The organism is Streptomyces pseudovenezuelae, from assembly GCF_001513955.1.
Taxonomy (GTDB): Bacteria; Actinomycetota; Actinomycetes; order Streptomycetales; family Streptomycetaceae; genus Streptomyces; species Streptomyces pseudovenezuelae.
Genome location: NZ_KQ948154.1, coordinates 24,459 through 43,377, shown reverse-complemented (window position 1 = coordinate 43,377; position 18,919 = coordinate 24,459). Strand labels below are relative to the sequence as shown.

The window sequence follows — 18,919 nt, the reverse complement described above, 5'->3', positions numbered from 1 at the left end:
GCCGCGCCCGTACTGCAATGGGCGGCCGAGGAATCGCTCGGCCGCCCGCTGGGGCCATGGGATTACATGGCAATCGACGCCGACCGTAGTCACATCGCGCGCGCAATGATGGCACATACGGTTGCATTCGGTTGTGCTAACGCAAAGGGAAGTCAGTGCAATCCAGTCAGCCGCCTCCAGGGCACATCCATCCCGATTCTCCCCACTACGGTAATTCTTCTCACGGGATGCCGTATCCTGCATCGGTGTACCAGCCGACTCCCCAGGCTAAATCGAAAGGTGGGACCCGCAGAGTATTCGGGATCCTGCTGATCCTGTTCGGCATTATTCCGCTCCTGGGTACGGCCCTGACCGTCTACAAGACCATTCAGAGTTCCAGCGAGCGCAACTCGAACGACGCTTTCATCCCCAAAGCGTGGCACAATTTGCAAAGCGATGAGATTTTTCCCGCTCGCCTCACCAGCGAGACCGTCGGCAACGATGCCAGCGTTTGGGCACGCCAGGGGATTTCCAAAAATACTTCCTGCGGGGCGGCGTTCACCGCTGATCTCGCGAGGGATGTGACGGCCAACGGATGCAAGGTCGTACTCCGAGCGACCTACACTGACCTGAGCGGCGAAATGGCCGCGACCGTCGGACTTGTCGTAGCGGATTCGCCCGCGGCCGCAAACGCCGTGGATTCCAAGATCGAGAGAATCCAGAGCGACGCCGTGGGTTCGGGTCGAGCGCCGACGGTCCGCCCCTTTACCGTTCCTGGCACACAGGCTGCCGGCTGGAGCGAGAAGATGGGCATCGGGGGCGCTTCGACACAGGTCTTCATGCCTGATTCGCCTTATGCCGTGACCATCACCACCGGACCCACCGACCCCGCACGTCCGGTCGGTCAGCTGCCTGAACCCTGGACTTTCATCGGCTGGGAGGAACGGCAGCCCTACAGGAAGACCGCACAGGCGCTCGCGACCATCTATGCCGAGGACCTGCGGAGGACGGTGTTGGGGAAGTGATCAAGCACATCGTTACGGGCACCCTTCTGACGGCGACCCTCACCTTGAGCGCCGCGCCCACCGCGTCCGCCGCTCCACCACATGGCTGGGAACTCTCCACCATGTCCGTGCCGGCCGCCCACGCGATCAGCCAGGGGGAGGGTGTCACCGTGGCGGTCATTGACACCGGCATCCGCACCGACCATCCAGTGCTGAAAGGCCGTGCCACCGAGGGGCCGGATTTCCTCAAGGCGAATGACAAGTCCCAGCCGTGGTACGGCGAGCACGGGACGGCGATGGCTTCCAGTGTCCTCGACGTCGCTCCCCAAGCGAAGATCCTCGGCCTGCGGGTGATCCGAGATGAGGACGACCCCAACTACCAGGGTGGCCGCCTGAGCAACCCTGACGCGGTTTCGCAGGCGATCACCTACGCAACGGACCACGGAGCCGATGTCATCTCCATGTCCATCGGATCCAGGACGCTCTTTGACAGTTACGAAGTGAAGGATCTGAAAGCCATCGATTACGCCCTGTCGAAGGGCGTCACGCTTCTCGGAGCAGTCGGCAACCTGGGGGACAAGCAGGCAGGGCATGACAACGGCATTTCGTACCCCTCCGCCTACCCGGGCCTCATCACAGTCGCCGCTTCGACCCAGGACGGTTCGCGCGCGTCGTTCTCGTCCGTGCATTCCTACATCGACATCGCGGCTCCGGGCGTTGCGATCAACGAAGCGGATTCCCGCTCCAGCGGCCGTACGTCCGGTGAGGGAACATCGGCAGCCTGCGCCCTGGCTGCGGGCGTGAGCGCGCTGATCGTCTCGAAGTACCCAGATCTCACGCCGCGCCAGGTGGAAGCCGTCCTTGAGCGGACTGCTTCACATGCCGCCCGTGGATACAGTGCGGAGACCGGATACGGGGTGATCAATGCCGAGGCGGCACTGCAGGCTGCGGCGAAGCTCACTCCGGAAAAGAAGGTGGTAGTCGGTGAGACGGGGACTTCGGACCCGGAGACGACGGCACACCCAAGACGTATTCGCAGGGGGTGGACTCCTTCAAGGTCGGCGTTTCGGCCGTCGGAGCTCTCATCACCCTCATCCTCATGATCGGCGGCTTCTGGCTGTTCAAGAGCGGTCGTCGAGTGCAGGCGCAAGGGTCCTGGGGTGTCGAGCCCCTCGGTCCTGCCGCCTATGCGCAATCCCTCCAGCCGTCTGCTCTGCCCCAGCAGAACCCGTACCAGCAGCCCGCTCCGCCGCAGCAGAATCCATACCAGCAGCCCACTCCACCGCCTGGCCAGTGGCCGCCTCGGCAGTAGCGCCGCGGTTCAAGCAATTCGGTGGAATCCTCACTCGGTTGCGTGCGAGTAGCCATTCGAGCGTGAAGGCGCCTTCCGAGGGGTGTCAGCGGTCGATCGACGGCTCATGGCTTGGCGGGCATGCCCGCCAAGCCATTTTGCGTCTCACGGTCCGGTGACCGGTGGTCCACGCAATGGAAGATCCGGTATCTTCGCCCTGCTTGATTGGCATGTCCTTGCCTACGGAGCCGAGCGCACGACCCGGCCGAAGTGGGCACCTCACGTCGTACGGATGCAACGCACCCCGCGGTGGAGTGAGCGAACCGGGCATGCCCACCACTTTCACCACGGGGATGGGACAAGGGATGAGTACTCCCTTCGATGCGCCGCAGCACAGCGGATCCACTCAGATGCGGCTGAACTCCGTGCCGGCGGACGGAGGTGGAGGGGGCGGCGGTGGCGGTGGAACCAATGTGGACACCCAGCGCCTCGACGAGGCCGCCAACGCGCTCGTCGAGCTGCGAGGGGACACCGAGAACGTCGACAACGGTGCCGACGACGACTGCCTGAGCGCATCCCGCGGGCTGAACAAGCACAGCGCCGGGGGTATGGCCGAGGCGGGCTCCTGGGCCACCGCCGGCTCCCTGGTGACGATGGACGTCCGCTGGGGGTCGCAGGTGATCAACCTCAAGAACCTGCTCCAGGAGATCAGCGACAAGCTGCACACCACCACCGGTCACTACACCCGCACCGAGCAGGAGGAACAGGCCCGACAGCACTCGATCAGCACCCCCTTCGGGTGAGTCGGGCCGCCCGGGCCGCCGTAGTGGTGCCGCCCGGGTGAGCCCGTCGAGTCGGACCTGAACCCCCTCACAAGGAGCAGTCGCACATGGTGTCCATCCCCTACCTCGACAAGGCCGACCTCGGCCCGCTGGCCGATGCCGCCGCCTCCTGGAAGGCGTTGCCGGCCAAGTACGAGGCGTTGCAGCGGGAGTTCGAGCAGCGGGTCGTCAACCACCTCAAGGGCCACTGGGACGGGGACGCGGCCGACGCCGCCTTCGTCACCATGGGCAAGGCCCGTACGGAGTACGAGAACGCCGCCACCGAGGCGGAGCGCATCGCCAAGCTGCTGCTGGACGCGCACGGCGAATTCGCCGCCTCCCAGAAGCAGTTGCACGCCCTCCTCGACGAGGCCCGCAACGACCACTACAAGGTCTCCGACGACGGCCGCGTCGAGGACGTCGACCCCCGGCAGGACAGCCCGACCGCCTCCGCCTCGCCCGGCTTCGCCGAGGAGCGCAAGAAGAAGCTGGACTCGATCGTCTCCCGGCTGACGCGGGTCCTGGAAGTGGCCACCGCCGCCGACGAGGCGGCCAGTTCGGCCCTGGAGCGGGACGCCAACGGCGACAGCCAGTCCTTCAACACCAGCGTCTACACCACCCTCGACTCCGTCGAGGCCGACCAGGCGTCCGCCCTGATGAACAAGAAGGGCCGGCTCTCCGACGCCGAGATCACCAAGCTCAACCTGCTGCTCTCCGCCAACAAGAACGACCCCGAGTTCTCACGGGAGTTCGCGGTCAAGACCGGCGGCGAGAACATGCTGAGCAAGTACAACGAACTCATGAGCCCGCCGGCCGGAACCACGCTCTCCAAGGAGCAGCTGGCCCAACTCAAGCAGCTCAAGGCGAACCTGGGCACCACCATCGGTACGGCGACCACGTCGGACGACCACCGCAAGGGCGGTCCCGACCCCGAGATCACCAAGTTCCAGAACGACCTCCTCAAGGCCGGCCAGCGCGACTTCAACGCCAACCCCACCGAGTCGCCGTACGGCCTCAGCGGCTACCAGCTCACCAGCAGCCTGATGGGCGAGGGCAAGTGGGACAAGGACTTCCTGCAGGACTACGGCGACGCGCTCATCACCGCGGAGAAGAACGGCGCCAACGCCGGACAGAACCCGGACGCCTACTGGGGATACCCGCGGACGCTGGGGTCGACCAACATCGGGGCGCTCGACCCGATGACCGGCTTCATGGACGCGCTGGGGCACAACCCGGACGCCTCCACGGAGTTCCTCACGTCCGACGCCACGATTGACGGCGAGAAGGTCGATCATCTCGACTACCTGCTCAAGGACCGGCACTGGCCTGAAGGCCCGGGCTACACGGGCGATCCCGCCAACCCCAGCGGATACAACAACCTCGGCCACGCCATGGAGTCCGCGACCTCGGGTCGGCCGTTCGACGACGACGGCGCTCCGGTCAAGCACACCGCCGAGCGCGCGGCCCTCATGAGTCACGTGGTCGACACGGTCGGCGGTGATCCCGGGCTGGCCAGTGGGTCTCCTCGGGAAGAACTGCGCGACAGCCTCGGCAACATGACGGCCGAGTACATGGCGGACGTCCAGGCCTCCATCGGCAATGAGCAGGGCACGATCAAGTCCTTCGGGGCGGAGGCCAACCTGGACACGGGCAAGCTCCAGCCGTTCCTCGCGACGGTCGGTCGGGACCCGGACGCCTATGTCGCGATCACCGAGGCCTCGCAGGCCAACACCGCGATCTGGATGCAGCAGGTGGCCGAGAGCAACCCTTCGGACATGGCCACCGCGATGGAAAACGTCGCCCACCCGGGCGGCGTCGTCGCCGGCATCCTCAGCGATGCACGGGACCAGGCGATCTTCGAGGAGCATTCGGCGTCGGACAAGGAGTTCAACGACGCCGTGGCCCTGGGCGACAAATGGGCGGGCCGGGGCCTGGGGATGGCCGTCGGCGCGGCGACCAACACCGCGGCGCCGATCGTGGGAACGATCGCGGGATGGGCCGTTGAGGACATCCAGGCACTCGTCGTGGAGCAGGTGCAGCAGGACACCGTGGACGAGGCGAAGCACGAGGCGAGCGAGCGCTACGCCGAGGGCAGGGAAGCAGTCAGGGCTTCGAGCGCGGAATCGCTGCGGCAAGCCATAGCGCACTCCGGTGCGCAGATGTCCGACAAGGACATCAACGTGTATGCCGAAGCCGCGGCGCGGGCGTCGGAGGACGGGTACGCGGCCGGAACCACCTGGAACTCCTCCACCAGCGGACGGTGATCAAGACAGTGCCCACCCTTCCCGAACCACGCACCCTTCCCGAACCACGCACCCCTTCCGAACCACGGCGCAAGCTCTGGCCGTTCGTCGTCGCAGCCGTCACGGCGACGCTGGTCGTAGCCGGATGCAGCAGCGGAGGCGACGACAAGACGGAGGCCCGCAGTACGTCCGTGTGCGACGGCAAGCTCCGCGGCGACGCCTTCCCGACCCTCGCGGGAGAGGGCGGTGTGACCTCCGAGGAGGTTCACGACTTCAGCCCCAAGAAGTGGACCGCGGGCGGCAGATGCTACGTCTACGGCGCGAAGCACTCTGTGGAGATCGACTACCTCTGGCACCTGGACAGCATCGACGACCTCGACAAGTACAGGTCTCCGGGCCCGTCCACCGTCAAGACCTTCAAGGTCGGTTCGACCACCGGATACCTGGAGACCCCCAAGGTGCAGGTGGCCAAGGGCAACGTGAACCAGAACCGGGCGTGGCTGGCCCTGCCCTGTGCCGTTCCGGGTGACGAGTCGAGCGATCAGGCCCTGCTCGAGATCGAGGTGAAGGAGCCGCCCCCGGCGCGGACCCTCGACGACTCCCTGACCAAGGCATTCGTCTCTGCCCTGACGATCGCCACGAACTACCTCGGTGACGATGTCTTCAAGTGCTCGGCATCCCCCTCGGCGGCAGCAACGGGGTCGCCGTCCCCTGGCGCTTCGGGCGGCTGAGAGCGACATGGGCCTCACCGAGCGGGTTCTCCGGCGCCTCCGAGGTGAGAACAGCAGACGCCGCCTGATGTTCACCTCGGACCCGCTCACCAAGCAGGAGCATGCGGATCTGGCCCACTTCGCGGAGCGGTCGGCTGCGCGGCACGGCTGCTCCGCACCGGCCAGGACCTGACCCGTGGCCTCAGACAGCCGGGGTCACCGGTCGCCCAGCTGCCGCAGTGCCTCGACCGGGATCGTCAGGCTGATGCGGTGGCCGGGATTGAGGCGTACCGGGACGCCTGCGACCGCGAGTTGCCGCCCAGTGGTGTGGTGCCACTGGTGCCAGGACTCGGGGGCGTGGGCGGGGTGCGTGAAGGCGGGGACGTATCGGCTGCCGTCGTTCTCGGTGACCGTGTACAAGCCCTGCTGCCCCTCCTGCGCGAAGAGCATGAGCGTGGCCTCGCCAAAGGCGGAGAGCAGCTCCTCCTCGCCCGCATAGCCGGTGACGGCCTTCTGCATGGCGGCGTCCAGGGCGCTGGGCGGGGCGGGGAACTCCAACGCCACCGGGGAGGGGCGGTAGTTGGGGTTGTGGCTGAAGGCGACGAGCTGACCGGCCTCGTCGACGGACCAGCCGCCCACGATGCCGTACGGCGGGACAGCGCCGTCCGCGTCGAAGTACGGGTCGATCGCGTAGACGTAGCCGCCGCGTTGCCGGGCCGCCTGGGCGCGCAGGGCCTCCGTGACCGGGGGGACGGCGGGGCTGGGGGACGGCGTGGTCACAGGGACGTTCTCCATTGCTCTTCGAAGTGGATCTGCTCGGCAACGGTGGCCAGCGTTTCCCGGGGTGCCTCGTGGAAGGTCTGGATGAGGTCCTCGCGCCTGGGCAGGACGCCCGGGGTGAGATGGCAGACGAGGAATCCGCCGGCGCCACGGCAGGAGCCGGAGGGCCAGGTGTCGCGGCGGGCGCCGTTGACGCCCAGGAACCACCCTGCGGGTTCCAGTTGCTCGCGAATCCTGCTCAGCGCGTCGAAGCAGTCGGCGCCTTTGCCGCTCACCTGCCCCCAAGGACCGTCGGCGGTCATGGTGAAGTCGTGGTTCTCACCCACCCAGCGCAGGATCGCGGACGCCTGATGGTCGGCGTTGTAGGCGATGACATCGAAACGGTCGGGGACCAGGTAGCCGCTCATCGGGTCCATCCATGGGGCAGGGAAGAGGTGGGTGGGGGACTGGGAGGCGTTTTCGGAGTGGACGCTTCGTAGTGGGGGTTGGGCATCCATTCTCCCTTCGAACCGTCGGGCAGGATCTCCCAGGCCCCCTTGATGTGCTTGCGGTCGATTCCGCCGGGGAAGGCGACTTCCTGGTCGATATGGCGGTACGGGTTGTCCGGCATGGTCTTGTTGACGTCGAGACCGCCGGGGGCGTCGACCTCGTACCGGTAACGGGACACCCAGTTGGCATCCGGGTTCGTGGTGGTTCCCACGAAGGCCGATGGATGGTTGCCGTGCACATAGCCATGGAGGTCGGTGTTCGAGGAGTCACGGGGGTGGAAGCCCGTCTCGTAGATCTCGGAGGGGTGCCGGTTGTCGTTGCGGTAGAGCGGCTCGTGGCCCTCGCGCCACACCGGGTTCTTGATGCTGTCGACGTCGACGTTCTTGTCGGCGGCGGCCGGCAGACTGCGCGGGTCGTCCGGGTCCAGCTTCCTGGCCGCGTCCGCCGCGTCATCGACCCGTCTGGCCGCGATCGACGCGTGCTGAGCCGCCTCGGCGCCCTCCTCCAGCGCGTGGGTGCTGCGCCGCGCGGCAGCCGACGCCTTGGTCGCGACCCCGCCCACTCCACCGGTGAGCAACTCGACCACGGCGTCCGGGCCCAGATGCCCCAGCGCTCGCGCCGGATCGGTCTTCCAGGTGTTCCAGTCCGTGGCCGCCTTCGCGAACTCCCTCGGGTTCTGAGCGCCCCAGACCAGCCCGTCGAGCGTGGTGGTCGTCTGCTTGAGGAAGCCCTCCGGGTCGACCAGGGCGTAGAACGGGTCGGTTTTGACGGCCGTTTTCAGCAGGTCGAGACCGGCTTCGCCGAAGCCGTCGGCGAAGCTCTTTCCCCAGCCCATGAGCCGGTCCAGGGCCCCGGGCTTGTCCGGGGCGGCCTCGGCGGCCGTGCGCAGGGTGCGGTCCGCCCGGTCGGCAGCCTCGTCGACCTGTGCCCGGGCCCGGTTCAGTCGTGCCGTCGCAGCCGCCATGGCCGCTTCGCCCGGGTCCGTACCGGGCGGCGGTACGGCCGTCTCGTCGCCGCGGGCCCGCGCCTGCTCGAAGTCGTCCACCGCGTAACGGTGTTTGCGCGAGGCCAGTCGAGCCTCCGCGGCGTCGTCGATGACGGCCGCGGCTTCCTTCTGAGCCCGGCGGAGTACGTCGGCGTAGTGATCGACGGCCTGCCGCGCCGAGGCGAACGCCTCCTGGGCCCTTTCCAGACCGGCCGGGAGCTTGCCGACCGCGTTGCGGAAGCCCTCGGCCGCGTCCCCGGACCAGCTGGAGGTGTCCAGTGCGCGCAAGCGCTGCGCGGAGTCGGCGAACGCCCGGCTGTACTGGGAGAGTTCGGCGGCCAGCTGATCCAGCTCCGCGGGCGCACCAGGGACCAGATCGGGAACGGTCGCATCGGCCGCGATCGTTCCGCTCATCCGAACACCGACTTCCACGTGTCATCGATGTCGCGGGAGAGGTCGTCGATGCCGGTCGGCTCGATGACATGCGCCTGTACCCAGGCGGTCACCGGGCCCTGGGACGCGCTGCTGCCGCCGGTCGCGGTCCCGCCGCGCATCGAGTCGGCGACCTGCTCGTCCGTACCGGCGTAACCGTCCGCGGTCTGCTGCAGCCTGTCCGCGATGAGGTCGGCGTCCTTGACCAGTCTGTCCATGCCGTAGCCCCATGACGAGATGAAGTGCTCGGCGGCCTCGGTGAACTTCTCCGACCCGGTGTTGCCCAAGTGTGCCGTCAGGCGACCGGGATGGTCACTCACCTGCCGGCCGGCGGCCATCGATTCACGCAAAGGCGTGATGATGGAGCACAGATACGCCACCTCGACGGAGAACTGGCCGCCCCCGGAAGACGCATTGCTGCCCTGGGGATCAAAAGGTGAGGACTTCACCACCGCTTACGAATCTCCGTTCCCGCTCAGGGTGTTCAGGCGCAGGGTCGGCGTGGCCCGCAGCGCGCCAGGGCTCAGACGCAGAGGATGGGGCCCGGCCGGATCCAGGACGATGTCCACCCCGGGTGGCAGCTGCGACAGAAGGTCCGCCCCGGTCGTGGAGAACCAGTCGCCTGCCCCCGCGAACCGTGCCAGCGCCTCCAACGACGTGCACACCCCCACCACTTGGCCGCCGTCGATCTCGGCGACCAGGACACCGGGGCGCTGCGGACGTGAGCAGAACACCGTCGCGGTCAGCCATGCGTCGAGCAGTTCCTGTGGCGAGGCGTCCCCCTGCGCGACGGCCTCCACCACGGCGGGCAGGTTGCCGGCGGAGGTGCTGCCGGATGCACCGATGATCACTTGGCGATTCAATCATGGGCGGTGGCCCGGCCCGCACCGTGGACATGGGCGGACAGGCTCTCACGGCCGCGGAGTTGACGCCGTCCCTCCATCGTGTGCGGATACGTGACTCTTCGGCCGACGCGCGGTTGCGGAAGTGCACGTCCAAGGTCGTCGAGGGATGAGTGTACGGAGCGGCGCATGTCTGGTGATTTCTTCTTGGATCCGCAGGAAATGGCGCAACTGGGGGGCGCGTTCGAGACGCGGGCCCATGACCTGGCGAGTGCCGTCAGGGCGTTTGAGCGGGCCACGGGGGCAGAGCGGATCCATGACGGGTTCGGCCTGCTGACGGAGTCCGAAGAGGTCACGTCGGCCTACGTCGAGTTGGCCGCCGGGATGGCCGAATCCCTGGGGAATCTGGCCCGGAACTTCGACGAGTTGAGCCGGGCCGTCAAGGACAACGCGAGGAACTCCGCCGCGGCGGACGACGCTCTCGCGGAGCTGTTCACGTTCAAGGGTGGGAAGAGTTGAGCGAGGAGAGCTTCGCCGAGAAGGTCTACGAAGCCGGGATCGAGGTGGTGAATCCCGGCGGCCGTCCCGATGTGCTGCGTGCGGCGGCCAAGGGGTGGCGCACGATGGGGGAGGAGCTTGAGGAGGCGTACGGAGCGCTCGACCGGAGGGTGCGGGGCGTTCTCGGTGAGCATTGGCGGGGGGAATCCGCGGAGGCCTTCCATGAGTACTGGGAGAAGGTCGGCCGAGCGGTAGAGGAGACCGCGCCGCTTTTCCCGCAGGCGGCCAAGGGGCTTGAGGAGGCCGCCGCCAACATCGAGGAGATCAACGAGGAGATTCATCAGATCTACCTCGAGATCGGAGTCTCGATCGCTGCGTCCGTCGCGCTCTCCTTCGTCACAGTCGGGTTCTCGGCGGCGGCCGGAGCGGCGAATGCGGTGCGGTTGGGGACGCAGGCTGCGGAGGCGGCCACGAGGTTGGGGCGGTTGCTGGCGGCCGCGGCCCGGATGTTCCAGACCATTCGTACGGCGGTGAGGCAGGGAAAGCTCCTGGGGCCGGCTGTCGAGTTGGGCGTCCAATGGGCTGCGGGCACCGGGTCCGGTGTCGTGACGAACTTGGTCACCGGCGATGACGCCGACTTCAACGGCAACGCGGTGAACGGCGTTCTGGGAGCCGTCGGCGGCATGTTCGTCGCAGGTCGGTTGGCTTCGCAGCTCGGCGGAGGTGCGGTCGCCAACGCTGTCGACGGCGTGGCTCTGGGCGCCCTGTCCTCAGTTGCCGGTGACGCCGCCAACAACCTGAGAAGCGGGGATCGGTACGACGGCTCACAGATGGCGTTCGGAGCGCTCGCCGGAGGACTGGCCGGCGGAGCGGGGAGCGCAGCCGTCCACCGGGCCACGGACGGGCGGACTCTCTCGGCGGCGCGAAACCTGGCAGGTGATGTGGCCACCAACGTTCCCGTCGGCTTCGCCATCGGCGCGGGCGCCAACCTGTCCAAGCACGGTGACGCGGCGGTCAGCGGGGACCCCAACGCGGACGAGAAGGAGGACCGGCCCGGTGCGGCTGCCGACACGCGCTGGGAAGCGCGTGGAGACGCAAGGGCTTTGCGGGATCGGCCTGATCCGCAGCGGTTCGGAGCGTTCGGATGAGCCGCAAGTGGACCTTGGACAAAGTCGCGCAAGATGTCCGTGCCTACCCGCGCTGCGGGAGGTTCGTCACCGTGGCCGTCCCGCTCGCCCTCGTGGCGCTGACCGCCACCTGGCTGTTCCTGGGCACTTCGCCGGTGCGCACGGCCATCCTGTGGTGCTCGCCGGCCCTGCTCGCTGCGTCTCTGGTCATCTGGGCGGTCGCGGTGCTGCGGGACGGTGATCGGACCCGCTGTGAGTCCTACGGGTGGGCAGTGCGGACAGCCTCGGTGTCGCCAGGAGGCGGCTCGGAAACCGTACCGCTCCGGACGAACGGCACGCGCTGGCTGACGATCCGTTACGGCGCAGCGCTGGTCACATGCCTCACGCTGATGGCCCTGTGGGTGACGCTCGCCGCATCGGACGCGCGAGGAACAGGCACGAGTGCGGTGCTTGCCCGGGAGGGTGCGGTGATCGAGCGGCGGCCCATCGTGAGAATCGAGAACCAGGACGCGGGCAGTAACCCCCGCTCCTCCGCCACGGCCGACTACACGGTTCTTCTTTCCCCGTCGGCTGGAGGGGGCAGAGTGCCCGTGACCTTCCGGGCAGCCACCAACCGGCGTCAGGGAGTCGGCAGCGAGCTGTACGTGGCCTCCGTACCGGGGCGGCCCGAACTCGGGGCCATCGGCGACGATCGGCTCGCCGAGGTGCAACGTCAGCTCGACGGGCGCGCGGTGGAGACCGGGACTGTGTGGGTGATCGGGCCCCTGTGGCTCCTGGCGACGCTCGCCGCGACCATGTGCTGGTACCTGGCCGAAAGCATCCGGCGCCCCGCCCGCACGGTCACCCCCGACTGGCGCACCCTACGAGTCACCGTCACGGGAACCGGACAGCACACCGAAGCGCCCTTGCCCGGGAACTCCGAGGCGGCCGACGGGAAGAGGCGCCGGGAGAACACCCGCCGGTTGCAGTGTCTTGTGCTGGAGGGCGCTGGTCCAAAGATCCCCTTCCACTCCCAGATGGGTATCGATGCAGCCGGAACGGTCCTGTCCGGCGCCCATGGCCGGCTGATCTGGCATCCTGCTCACCGCCGAGGCAGTGACGTCCTCGCCGAGTTGGTAGGTGACGACGGCTGGCAACTGCCGGGCGCGGTTCCGGGCCGGGTGGCCGAGCAGGTCGTAGCGGAGGGGCACACCGAACCCGCGCGACCGGACCCCGAGCGGCGGGTCAGGCTGCTGGACCTCGGGGCGGGCTGGATGGTGACCGCGTCGCTGCCGGGAGTCGCCGGGTTCGCGGTGGCGCTCGGATGCCTCGCCACCCTTCTGCTCGTCCCGGACAGCGGTGCCTGGCGCTGGTGGGCCGCCGTGGCAGGCGTGCTCGCTCCGGGCGTCGGCTTCACCGTGCAGGCGATGGCGAGGACGGCCCCCGAGGCGGCCGCTCAGCAGCAGCTTCAGGGCCGCCGCTGAACAGGCCTCGCCCGGCCCAGAGCCACCTGCGCACCAACTGCGGTCCTGACGGGTGCGGCGAGCCGCGCTCCGGGGTTCCCGGCGAGACCCGGCAGTGGGAGAACGCCCCGCAAGACAGGCAGGAACGTACCAGCGGGATCAAGAGGAGCCCGTGGGAAGAGGGGGCGGGTCGTGTGAAGGGCCCCGGGGACGGCCGTACGATGATCGTCGACAGCCAGTTCATATCGGGGGAGTTGTCCATGGCCGACATCGACATCGACGCTGTGCGCGTACGCGCCGCGGCCGATGACACCGAGTCCTTGTCGCAGCAGACGATGAAGCGTCTCAGTCATTCGCTCGACACCAGCGACGAGGTGTACGGCGCCCACTACGGCAACGGCTGGGAAAGCCCCGTGCACCTCAAGGTCTGTGCCGAGAAGTGGGAGGAGCACATGGTCTCCCTCGCCCGGCGGATGGGCGAACTCAGCCAGAAACTGCGGGAGTCCGCCGACGGCTACGACCGCGCGGACGCCGAGGCCGAGTCGCGGCTGCGGGCCGGGCTGAACGATCTCGGGAGGGCCTGACCATGGTGTCGTACGAAGGAATCAACAACGCCCGCCCCAAGACCTGGGCGACGGCAGCCGACGAGTGGCACGCCCTCGCCAAGTACTCCCTGGACGCGGCGAAGGACCTGCGGGAGTACGGCGCGAAGCCGCTGAAGGACAACTGGACCGACGAGGTCGGTGCTGCAGCGGCCGCCGATTTCGAGCTGCTCGCCAACCAGTTGGAGGCGGGCTACGACATCCTCCTGTCCGTCAACATGGTCGCCGACGGAATGACGACGACCATCGAGACCGCGCACAGCACCATGCGGGCCGCCGTGGATCTCGCCGCCCGGTACGGCCTCGAGATAGGCGCCGACGGGACGGTCACGGGCCCGCCGCCACGCAACCGCACCGAGGCCGAGGAGATGGGGCCGTACAAGGCCCAGGTGCAGGACCTCGTCGACCAGGCCGTCGAACAGGTCACCACCGCCGACAAGCTCGCCGCCGAGGAGTTCGCGAAGCTCGGCGGCCAGACCGGACTCACCGATCCGGGCAAGGCGCTCAACGACCTCCAGACGCACGCCTCGCACGTCCAGATGCAGATGCTCGCGAGTGACATCCCGGTCGGCGAGGACCCGACCACTGTCCGGCAGTGGTGGAACGGGCTGAGCGAACAGCAGCGCAAGGACATGATGCTCGCCCAGCCGGTCGCCATCGCCAACCTCGACGGCATTCCGGTCGACGTACGGCAGGAACTGCGCGGCAACGGCAAGTACGACCGGGTGAAGCTGGTCGAGTACGCCCTCGACAACTGGGACAAGGACGACCCGACCGACTTCGGCAACAACTGCACCAACTTCGTCTCCAACGCCCTGCTGCACGCGGGGATGAAGGAGAAGACCAGCATCTGGGGGACGTCGGACGACGACTCCTGGATGATCGGCAACCGCACCGGCGCCGACGGCGTCGACAAGCGCCTTGCCTACTCGGACAGTTGGGCCGCCGCCGAGAACAACCAGAACTTCATGCTGGAGCACGGCGGCAGCGAGATCCCGCGCTCCGACGTGAAGCCCGGCGACATCATCTACTACGAGCAGTCCGGGCCCAACGACTCCATCGAGAAGGGCAACACGCACCACGCGGCGATCGTCACCGCGGTGATGCCGGACGGCGAGATCAAGTACACCCAGCACAGCGACTCGTACCAGAACGTCAGCCTGGAGGGCCGGCTCCCCGCCACCGAGCAGCACGAAGGGCAGCAGAACATCCGGATCGTCCGCCCCAACCCGGACTGGTACTGATGAGCGCACCCACCCGACGATGGTCCTGGGCGGTCCTCGTCCTGGTCCTCGCCTCGGCGGGCCTTCTCGCCGCCCACTTCTCCTTCGACGGCGACACCTTCCAGAACTGCCGGTACCTGGGCCCCTCCACCCGCATGTACGTCACCGCCTGGGCCGCTCCCGCATGCGCCCTCGCCGCCCTGATCCCGCTGGTGCTGCTGCGCCGGCGCGGGCAGCGGCCGGGAGGACTCGCCCTGGCCGCCGCCCCTCTCGTCCCCGTCCTGCTGCTGGCCCAACTCGCCGCCCTGTACTGGGTGTACGAGCCGGATCCTTCCGGAGGGCAGGACTGCTCGGGGATGACGCGGATCGCCGCACCACATTGATGTAAGAACAGCTTCCGTCACAACTGACGTAGTGACGGGAGCCTTTTCCCGTGCTGCGGCCCGGGCTCAGGCGGTGGTGGGCAGGGCCACCAGGGTGTCGAAGTCGTTGCGACCCGGGGTTTCCGTCGCCGAGGCCGAAGCCATCGCCGGCGGCGAGGGATTCACCCGGCAGACCCACGGCACCAAAGGAATCCCAGTCCACTGAGGTCTTCGAGGCGGAGGAGCGGTCCCTGGAACTGGCCACACCGGTGGCCGCCGGCACCTCCTTCACGGCCCGACACCGACCCGCGAACCGAGGACGGCCGTGGCCTCCAGCCCCTTCGGCTAGCCGGCAGGCCGCCTCACTGCTCCCAGAGCACATCCAACCGCAGCCGTACGGCACTCAGCCCCGCCATATCCCCGACGACCAGCACCCCCTCGGGCGTCAGCGCGAGCGCGTCGCAGTCCCGTAGCCACGGCAGCACCCGCACCCTGCCGGTGAACACGTGCCACAGATGCACTTCGCCGTCGCTACAGGCCACGGCGAGCACCGGACCGGCAGGCGTGTCCGCCGCGGCAAGCCCTGTGGTCCGGTAGGGGCGTTCCTGCACAGGCACCGGCATGGGCTCGGCCGAGGCCTCCCACAGCCGTACCGAGCCGTCCGCCCCGGCGCTGAAGGTGAGCGTCAGCCCGTCGGCGGTGTCGACGCAGGTGACGGCCGTGACCGGCTGTTCGTGCACACGGTGGGAGCGCGGGACGTCCTGGTACTCGCCCAGAGACCACACGTGCACCGAGCCGCCCCGGTCGCCGACGACCGCGTACGGACTCCGGGTGCCGCCGCTGCCGAGCGCGGTGACCAGCGACTCCTCCCCGGCGAGCGCGGCCGAACCGTGGTACTCGGCGATCCGCTCAAGTGCGAACGCGGTGGTCGGGTCGTCCTCGGTCACGAGCGGCAGCAGTGCGTCGGACCGGTCCAGCAGCAGCGCCGAGCGGGCGTCACGAGGGGCCAGGGAGCGCGGTCGTACGGAGGCGGGGTGGACGGCGGGAGCCGCGGCCGCGTCGGCCGCGTCGAGTGCCGTACCGCTCTCCACGTCGTACGTCCGCAGCCGCCCCGTCGGGTCCGCGGCCAGCAGTCCTCGCTCCACGCCCGGCACCAGGGCCAGCGCGTTCACCGGGAGGGCCCGCCGGGCCCATACCGCGGACCACCAGTGCTGGCCGGCGAGCGGCCGCAGGTACTCGGTGAGGTCCGGGTCCGTGTCGACCGCGGCGGCGTGCAGCAGGGCGGCCCGTTCGGCGCTGTCGGTGTGATACGCCGTCAGCTCCGGTGCGGCATGCCTCCACACCTCGCGCAGCCGCCCCGGCACGGGCACGCGCTCGTCGGCGAGGACGGCGGTCAGCGCGGTGGCCGAGCCGTGCACCAGGAAGCCGGGATCGGCCAACAGGCCGAGAACGGCGCCTCCTTGGTCGTACGGTCCGTCGGTGCGCAGCGCCGCGTCGAGGACGCGCCGGAGGACCGCGTCAGGGGCCTGGGCCCAGTCGGGGCGGCCGTCGGCCGTGCGCGGGACCGCGGCGACGAGCTCGGCGTACGGGGCCGGCTCGGCGCCCTCGCCGTCCCCGGCACCCAGATCGACGACCTCGACGACCTCGACCGCCTCGACGCCGTCCGCGGCCAGCAGCCCCGACGTCCCGACCTCAACGGCCGCGCGCAGATGGGGAAGTGTCAGCAACGGCTCCAGCAGCTCGGCGACCAGCGTCTCCGGAGTCGCCGACGGGAGATCCGCGGGGCCCGCCCCGGCCCGGTGCAGATCGGGTACGAGCAGCAGCAACGGCCGCTCGTCCGCGGCGACTTGGTCGAGCAGGCGGCCGGGGGAGAGGGGGCCGTAACCGAGCTGGCGGCCCAACTCCCATGCGAAGGTCTCGGTTGTCAGCCCCTCGGACGGCACCGTGGCATGGACGACGAGCCCCGGACGGCCGACGGTCCCGGCCAGCAGCCAGGCGAGCAGTGCGCTCTTGCCGCTGCCCTCCGCGCCCCGCACCAGACACAGCCGGGACCCGGCTCCGTCGGCGGCCCAGTCGAGCAACTGCCGACCCGGCGCCCGCTTGTCCTCGTCCAGCGGTGGCCAGGCGGCGATGTCCGGCGTGACGGTCGTACCGACGGTCATGATGTGCTGAATCCCCTCTACTGCTGCTGCTGGGCCGCTGCCTCACGCAGTTGCCGGATGCCCTCGGCGCGGGACTCGGCCGTCTCCCCGTAGGGGAAGTTGTGGGTCAGCTGCGCCTCTGGGAAGACCTGCCCGAGCCACAGTGAGCAGTAGTGCCCCGGCATGAAGCAGGCCTCCAACTCGGTGTGGACCCGCAGCACTTGCTCGGGCTGCACACCGGCGGCCCGCAGCCGGGCCCACAGCCGCTCCTCCGGGTGGACGCCGATGTCACCGGCCTGCGTGACGATCTGCTTCTCGCCCTGGTCGTTGACGATCTCGAAGGCGGTGAACCACTCCGCGCTCGCGGTGTCCCGGATGTCGTCGAGGACGAGGGGCCACCAGTGCTCCCGCCCCTCGAACGCCCGTGGGTCGAGCGTCCGCAGCCGCTGCTCCAGCTCCGCGAAAGCGGCGGCCGCCTCCTGCGGCTCGTCGGTACCGAGGATCCCGGCGAGCCCCTGATCGAGCGCGGCGAGCGACCGGGCGAAGGCCTCCGCGGTCGCGTTCACGAACCGCGTCCCCTCGGTCCAGTCGAGGAGCGCGGCCCGTACGACGCCTTCCTGGTCGGCACAGATCTCGAACCCGCGGTCGGACCCGAACCGTGTCCACTCCCGGCACTCCTCCAGCACGACCGTACGCCCGACGGACTCGGCGAACTGCCGCAGCGGAACGGGGTCTGACGCGTCCGTCGTGAAATACGGGCCGACGCTCAGGGGGACGGCGATCTCCCCGACGCGCCGCATATCGCTGTCGTTCCTGGCGTTGTCATTCATGGCGCTGTCGTTCATGGTGCTGTCATTCATCGCCCTTACCTCGCCTCGGGTTCGGCGACATACTCCAGGATGTCGTGCCAGCGGGAATTGCTCACGTCAAGGGCGGCCGGTTCGATGTTCTCGTTTTCCGACTCGAAGTCGTGGTTCGGGCGCTCCTTCTCCAGCAGATGGAGAAAGTGGGCGATGTCGTCATAGGGCACCGTGCCCAGCAGGAGCCGGTCCTCGGCGCCTTCGGGCAGGTCCGTCCACCGCTCGTGGAGGTCGGCGTATGCGTCGCCGAGCGCCCTGGTCTGCTCAGGGGAGCCGTCCACGAGGTCGAACCAGGGATTCGGGCGGGCCGGGATGCCGACATCGCGAAGAAAGTCCGCACTCGGTTCGTGCCGGATGCCCGCCACCGCCGCCGCGGAAAAGATGGTGCGCTCCTGCGGATCGGCACGCCGGACGTCACCTGAGGGGACTGTCATGGGTGATTCCGCCTAGTCGATGGACTCGTACACGTTCGACAGCACAGCATCCCACGGGGGCAGACGGGGGGCGTCCTCGTCCTCCCAGTCGAACTCCTCAGACCAGGCGGGTTCCACGTTCTCGAAGGGAAGCGGATCGGCCTCGATCATCCGGTTCCGCAGGGAGATCGCGACGTCCTCGCAATCGTCGACGTCCTCGGACACCGAGTAGTCGTACTTCGGGCGCTCCAGCTGGAGCAGGTACGTGAAATAGGCGAAGGATTCGAGGCTGCGGTTCAGCGGGAGGGCCCGGTACTCGCCGTCCGGGAGGCCGTACACCGTTCCGGACTCGGGATCCAGTACGACGACGTCGTAGAAGATCTCACCGATGACGAGCCAGTTCTCCCAGCCCTTCGGCATGTCCTCGTAGTCGGAGAAACGGTCCAGTTCCGCGCAGCGGCGGAACGCGGCCGGGGTGTCCTCGCCCTCGAAGAGCGCGCCGTCCAGCTGGAAGAAGGAGCTGCGGTCGTGCGGCAGTCCGACCTCGGTCAGGACCGTCCGGACCGAGGCGTGCAGTCGGGCGGGGAGTTTCTCCTCCTCCCACGTCTCGATCTCCTCGGCGGGAAAGACCGATTCCATCATCGCGTGGTCGACGAGCGGGGGCATGTGCTGTTG

Annotated in this window: 20 protein-coding genes; 11 read left to right on the top strand and 9 right to left on the bottom strand. The window is 68.6% G+C overall.

The annotated features are described in order from the left end of the window. Window positions 1-245 precede the first annotated feature (245 nt). The 5 genes from AQI94_RS38815 (at window position 246) to AQI94_RS38795 (ending at window position 6,069) form a co-directional block, all read left to right on the top strand. Window positions 246-1,004, top strand: a complete 759-nt coding sequence (locus AQI94_RS38815) for a hypothetical protein (RefSeq protein WP_031038126.1) — start codon at window positions 246-248, stop codon at window positions 1,002-1,004. Further along, window positions 1,001-2,086, top strand: coding sequence for a S8 family serine peptidase (locus tag AQI94_RS38810; RefSeq protein WP_051831916.1), 1,086 nt, complete (start codon window positions 1,001-1,003; stop codon window positions 2,084-2,086). Before AQI94_RS38815 ends, AQI94_RS38810 begins: the two co-directional genes overlap by 4 nt. Window positions 2,087-2,747: 661 nt before the next feature. Next, the gene (locus tag AQI94_RS38805; RefSeq protein WP_225890400.1) at window positions 2,748-3,077 is read left to right on the top strand and encodes a hypothetical protein; all 330 of its coding nucleotides are present in this window, start codon (window positions 2,748-2,750) and stop codon (window positions 3,075-3,077) included. 86 nt (window positions 3,078-3,163) lie between these two features. Then, on the top strand, window positions 3,164-5,359 hold the full coding sequence (locus tag AQI94_RS38800) for a DUF6571 family protein (protein ID WP_031038117.1): 2,196 nt from the start codon (window positions 3,164-3,166) through the stop codon (window positions 5,357-5,359). Next, window positions 5,356-6,069 carry a hypothetical protein gene (locus AQI94_RS38795; RefSeq protein ID WP_225890399.1) on the top strand — a complete coding sequence of 238 codons (714 nt, stop codon included), beginning with the start codon at window positions 5,356-5,358 and terminating at the stop codon, window positions 6,067-6,069. The genes AQI94_RS38800 and AQI94_RS38795 overlap by 4 nt, the downstream gene beginning before the upstream one ends. Window positions 6,070-6,264: 195 nt before the next feature. Here the strand turns inward: AQI94_RS38795 and AQI94_RS38790 are convergent, their stop codons facing one another. The 5 genes from AQI94_RS38790 to AQI94_RS38770 form a co-directional block, all read right to left on the bottom strand. After that, complete coding sequence (locus AQI94_RS38790) at window positions 6,265-6,828, bottom strand: type VII secretion system-associated protein (protein ID WP_051831915.1); 564 nt, start codon at window positions 6,826-6,828, stop codon at window positions 6,265-6,267. Next, window positions 6,825-7,235, bottom strand: a complete 411-nt coding sequence (locus AQI94_RS38785; protein WP_051831914.1) for a hypothetical protein — start codon at window positions 7,233-7,235, stop codon at window positions 6,825-6,827. The genes AQI94_RS38790 and AQI94_RS38785 overlap by 4 nt, the downstream gene beginning before the upstream one ends. After that, on the bottom strand, window positions 7,232-8,716 hold the full coding sequence (locus AQI94_RS38780; RefSeq protein ID WP_051831913.1) for a WXG100 family type VII secretion target: 1,485 nt from the start codon (window positions 8,714-8,716) through the stop codon (window positions 7,232-7,234). Before AQI94_RS38780 ends, AQI94_RS38785 begins: the two co-directional genes overlap by 4 nt. Then, window positions 8,713-9,084 carry a hypothetical protein gene (locus AQI94_RS38775; RefSeq protein WP_158806158.1) on the bottom strand — a complete coding sequence of 124 codons (372 nt, stop codon included), beginning with the start codon at window positions 9,082-9,084 and terminating at the stop codon, window positions 8,713-8,715. Before AQI94_RS38775 ends, AQI94_RS38780 begins: the two co-directional genes overlap by 4 nt. Before the next feature lie 105 nt (window positions 9,085-9,189). Further along, a complete protein-coding gene (locus tag AQI94_RS38770; RefSeq protein ID WP_051831912.1) occupies window positions 9,190-9,585 on the bottom strand; it encodes an SseB family protein in 396 nt (131 codons plus the stop codon). Window positions 9,586-9,765: 180 nt separating this feature from the next. Between AQI94_RS38770 and AQI94_RS38765 the strand changes: the two genes are divergently transcribed. The 6 genes from AQI94_RS38765 (at window position 9,766) to AQI94_RS38740 (ending at window position 14,851) form a co-directional block, all read left to right on the top strand. After that, window positions 9,766-10,095 carry a hypothetical protein gene (locus tag AQI94_RS38765; RefSeq protein WP_031038092.1) on the top strand — a complete coding sequence of 110 codons (330 nt, stop codon included), beginning with the start codon at window positions 9,766-9,768 and terminating at the stop codon, window positions 10,093-10,095. Next, the gene (locus tag AQI94_RS38760; RefSeq protein WP_031038089.1) at window positions 10,092-11,222 is read left to right on the top strand and encodes a WXG100 family type VII secretion target; all 1,131 of its coding nucleotides are present in this window, start codon (window positions 10,092-10,094) and stop codon (window positions 11,220-11,222) included. The genes AQI94_RS38765 and AQI94_RS38760 overlap by 4 nt, the downstream gene beginning before the upstream one ends. Window positions 11,223-11,293: 71 nt before the next feature. Then, entirely contained in the window at window positions 11,294-12,664 is a 1,371-nt protein-coding gene (locus AQI94_RS38755; protein WP_225890398.1) for a hypothetical protein, read from the top strand. Window positions 12,665-12,837: 173 nt separating this feature from the next. Beyond that, window positions 12,838-13,227: a type VII secretion target gene (locus AQI94_RS44875; RefSeq protein WP_031038082.1), complete on the top strand. Its 390-nt coding sequence runs from the start codon at window positions 12,838-12,840 to the stop codon at window positions 13,225-13,227. Window positions 13,228-13,229: 2 nt separating this feature from the next. Then, a complete protein-coding gene (locus AQI94_RS38745) occupies window positions 13,230-14,489 on the top strand; it encodes an amidase domain-containing protein (RefSeq protein WP_031038079.1) in 1,260 nt (419 codons plus the stop codon). Beyond that, window positions 14,489-14,851 (top strand): hypothetical protein, encoded by a 363-nt coding sequence (locus AQI94_RS38740; protein ID WP_031038076.1) that lies wholly within the window; start codon window positions 14,489-14,491, stop codon window positions 14,849-14,851. Before AQI94_RS38745 ends, AQI94_RS38740 begins: the two co-directional genes overlap by 1 nt. 341 nt (window positions 14,852-15,192) lie before the next feature. Here the strand turns inward: AQI94_RS38740 and AQI94_RS38735 are convergent, their stop codons facing one another. The 4 genes from AQI94_RS38735 to AQI94_RS38720 are packed head-to-tail and all read right to left on the bottom strand — an operon-like array spanning window position 15,193 to window position 18,910. Further along, the gene (locus AQI94_RS38735) at window positions 15,193-16,992 is read right to left on the bottom strand and encodes a WD40 repeat domain-containing protein (RefSeq protein WP_031038073.1); all 1,800 of its coding nucleotides are present in this window, start codon (window positions 16,990-16,992) and stop codon (window positions 15,193-15,195) included. A 17-nt stretch (window positions 16,993-17,009) separates the two neighbouring features. Continuing rightward, window positions 17,010-17,831 (bottom strand): nucleic acid/nucleotide deaminase domain-containing protein, encoded by an 822-nt coding sequence (locus tag AQI94_RS38730; protein ID WP_031038070.1) that lies wholly within the window; start codon window positions 17,829-17,831, stop codon window positions 17,010-17,012. Window positions 17,832-17,836: 5 nt separating this feature from the next. Further along, the gene (locus AQI94_RS38725) at window positions 17,837-18,265 is read right to left on the bottom strand and encodes an SUKH-4 family immunity protein (RefSeq protein ID WP_063760147.1); all 429 of its coding nucleotides are present in this window, start codon (window positions 18,263-18,265) and stop codon (window positions 17,837-17,839) included. A 12-nt stretch (window positions 18,266-18,277) separates the two neighbouring features. Beyond that, the gene (locus AQI94_RS38720) at window positions 18,278-18,910 is read right to left on the bottom strand and encodes an SUKH-4 family immunity protein (protein ID WP_031038066.1); all 633 of its coding nucleotides are present in this window, start codon (window positions 18,908-18,910) and stop codon (window positions 18,278-18,280) included. Window positions 18,911-18,919: the final 9 nt, after the last annotated feature.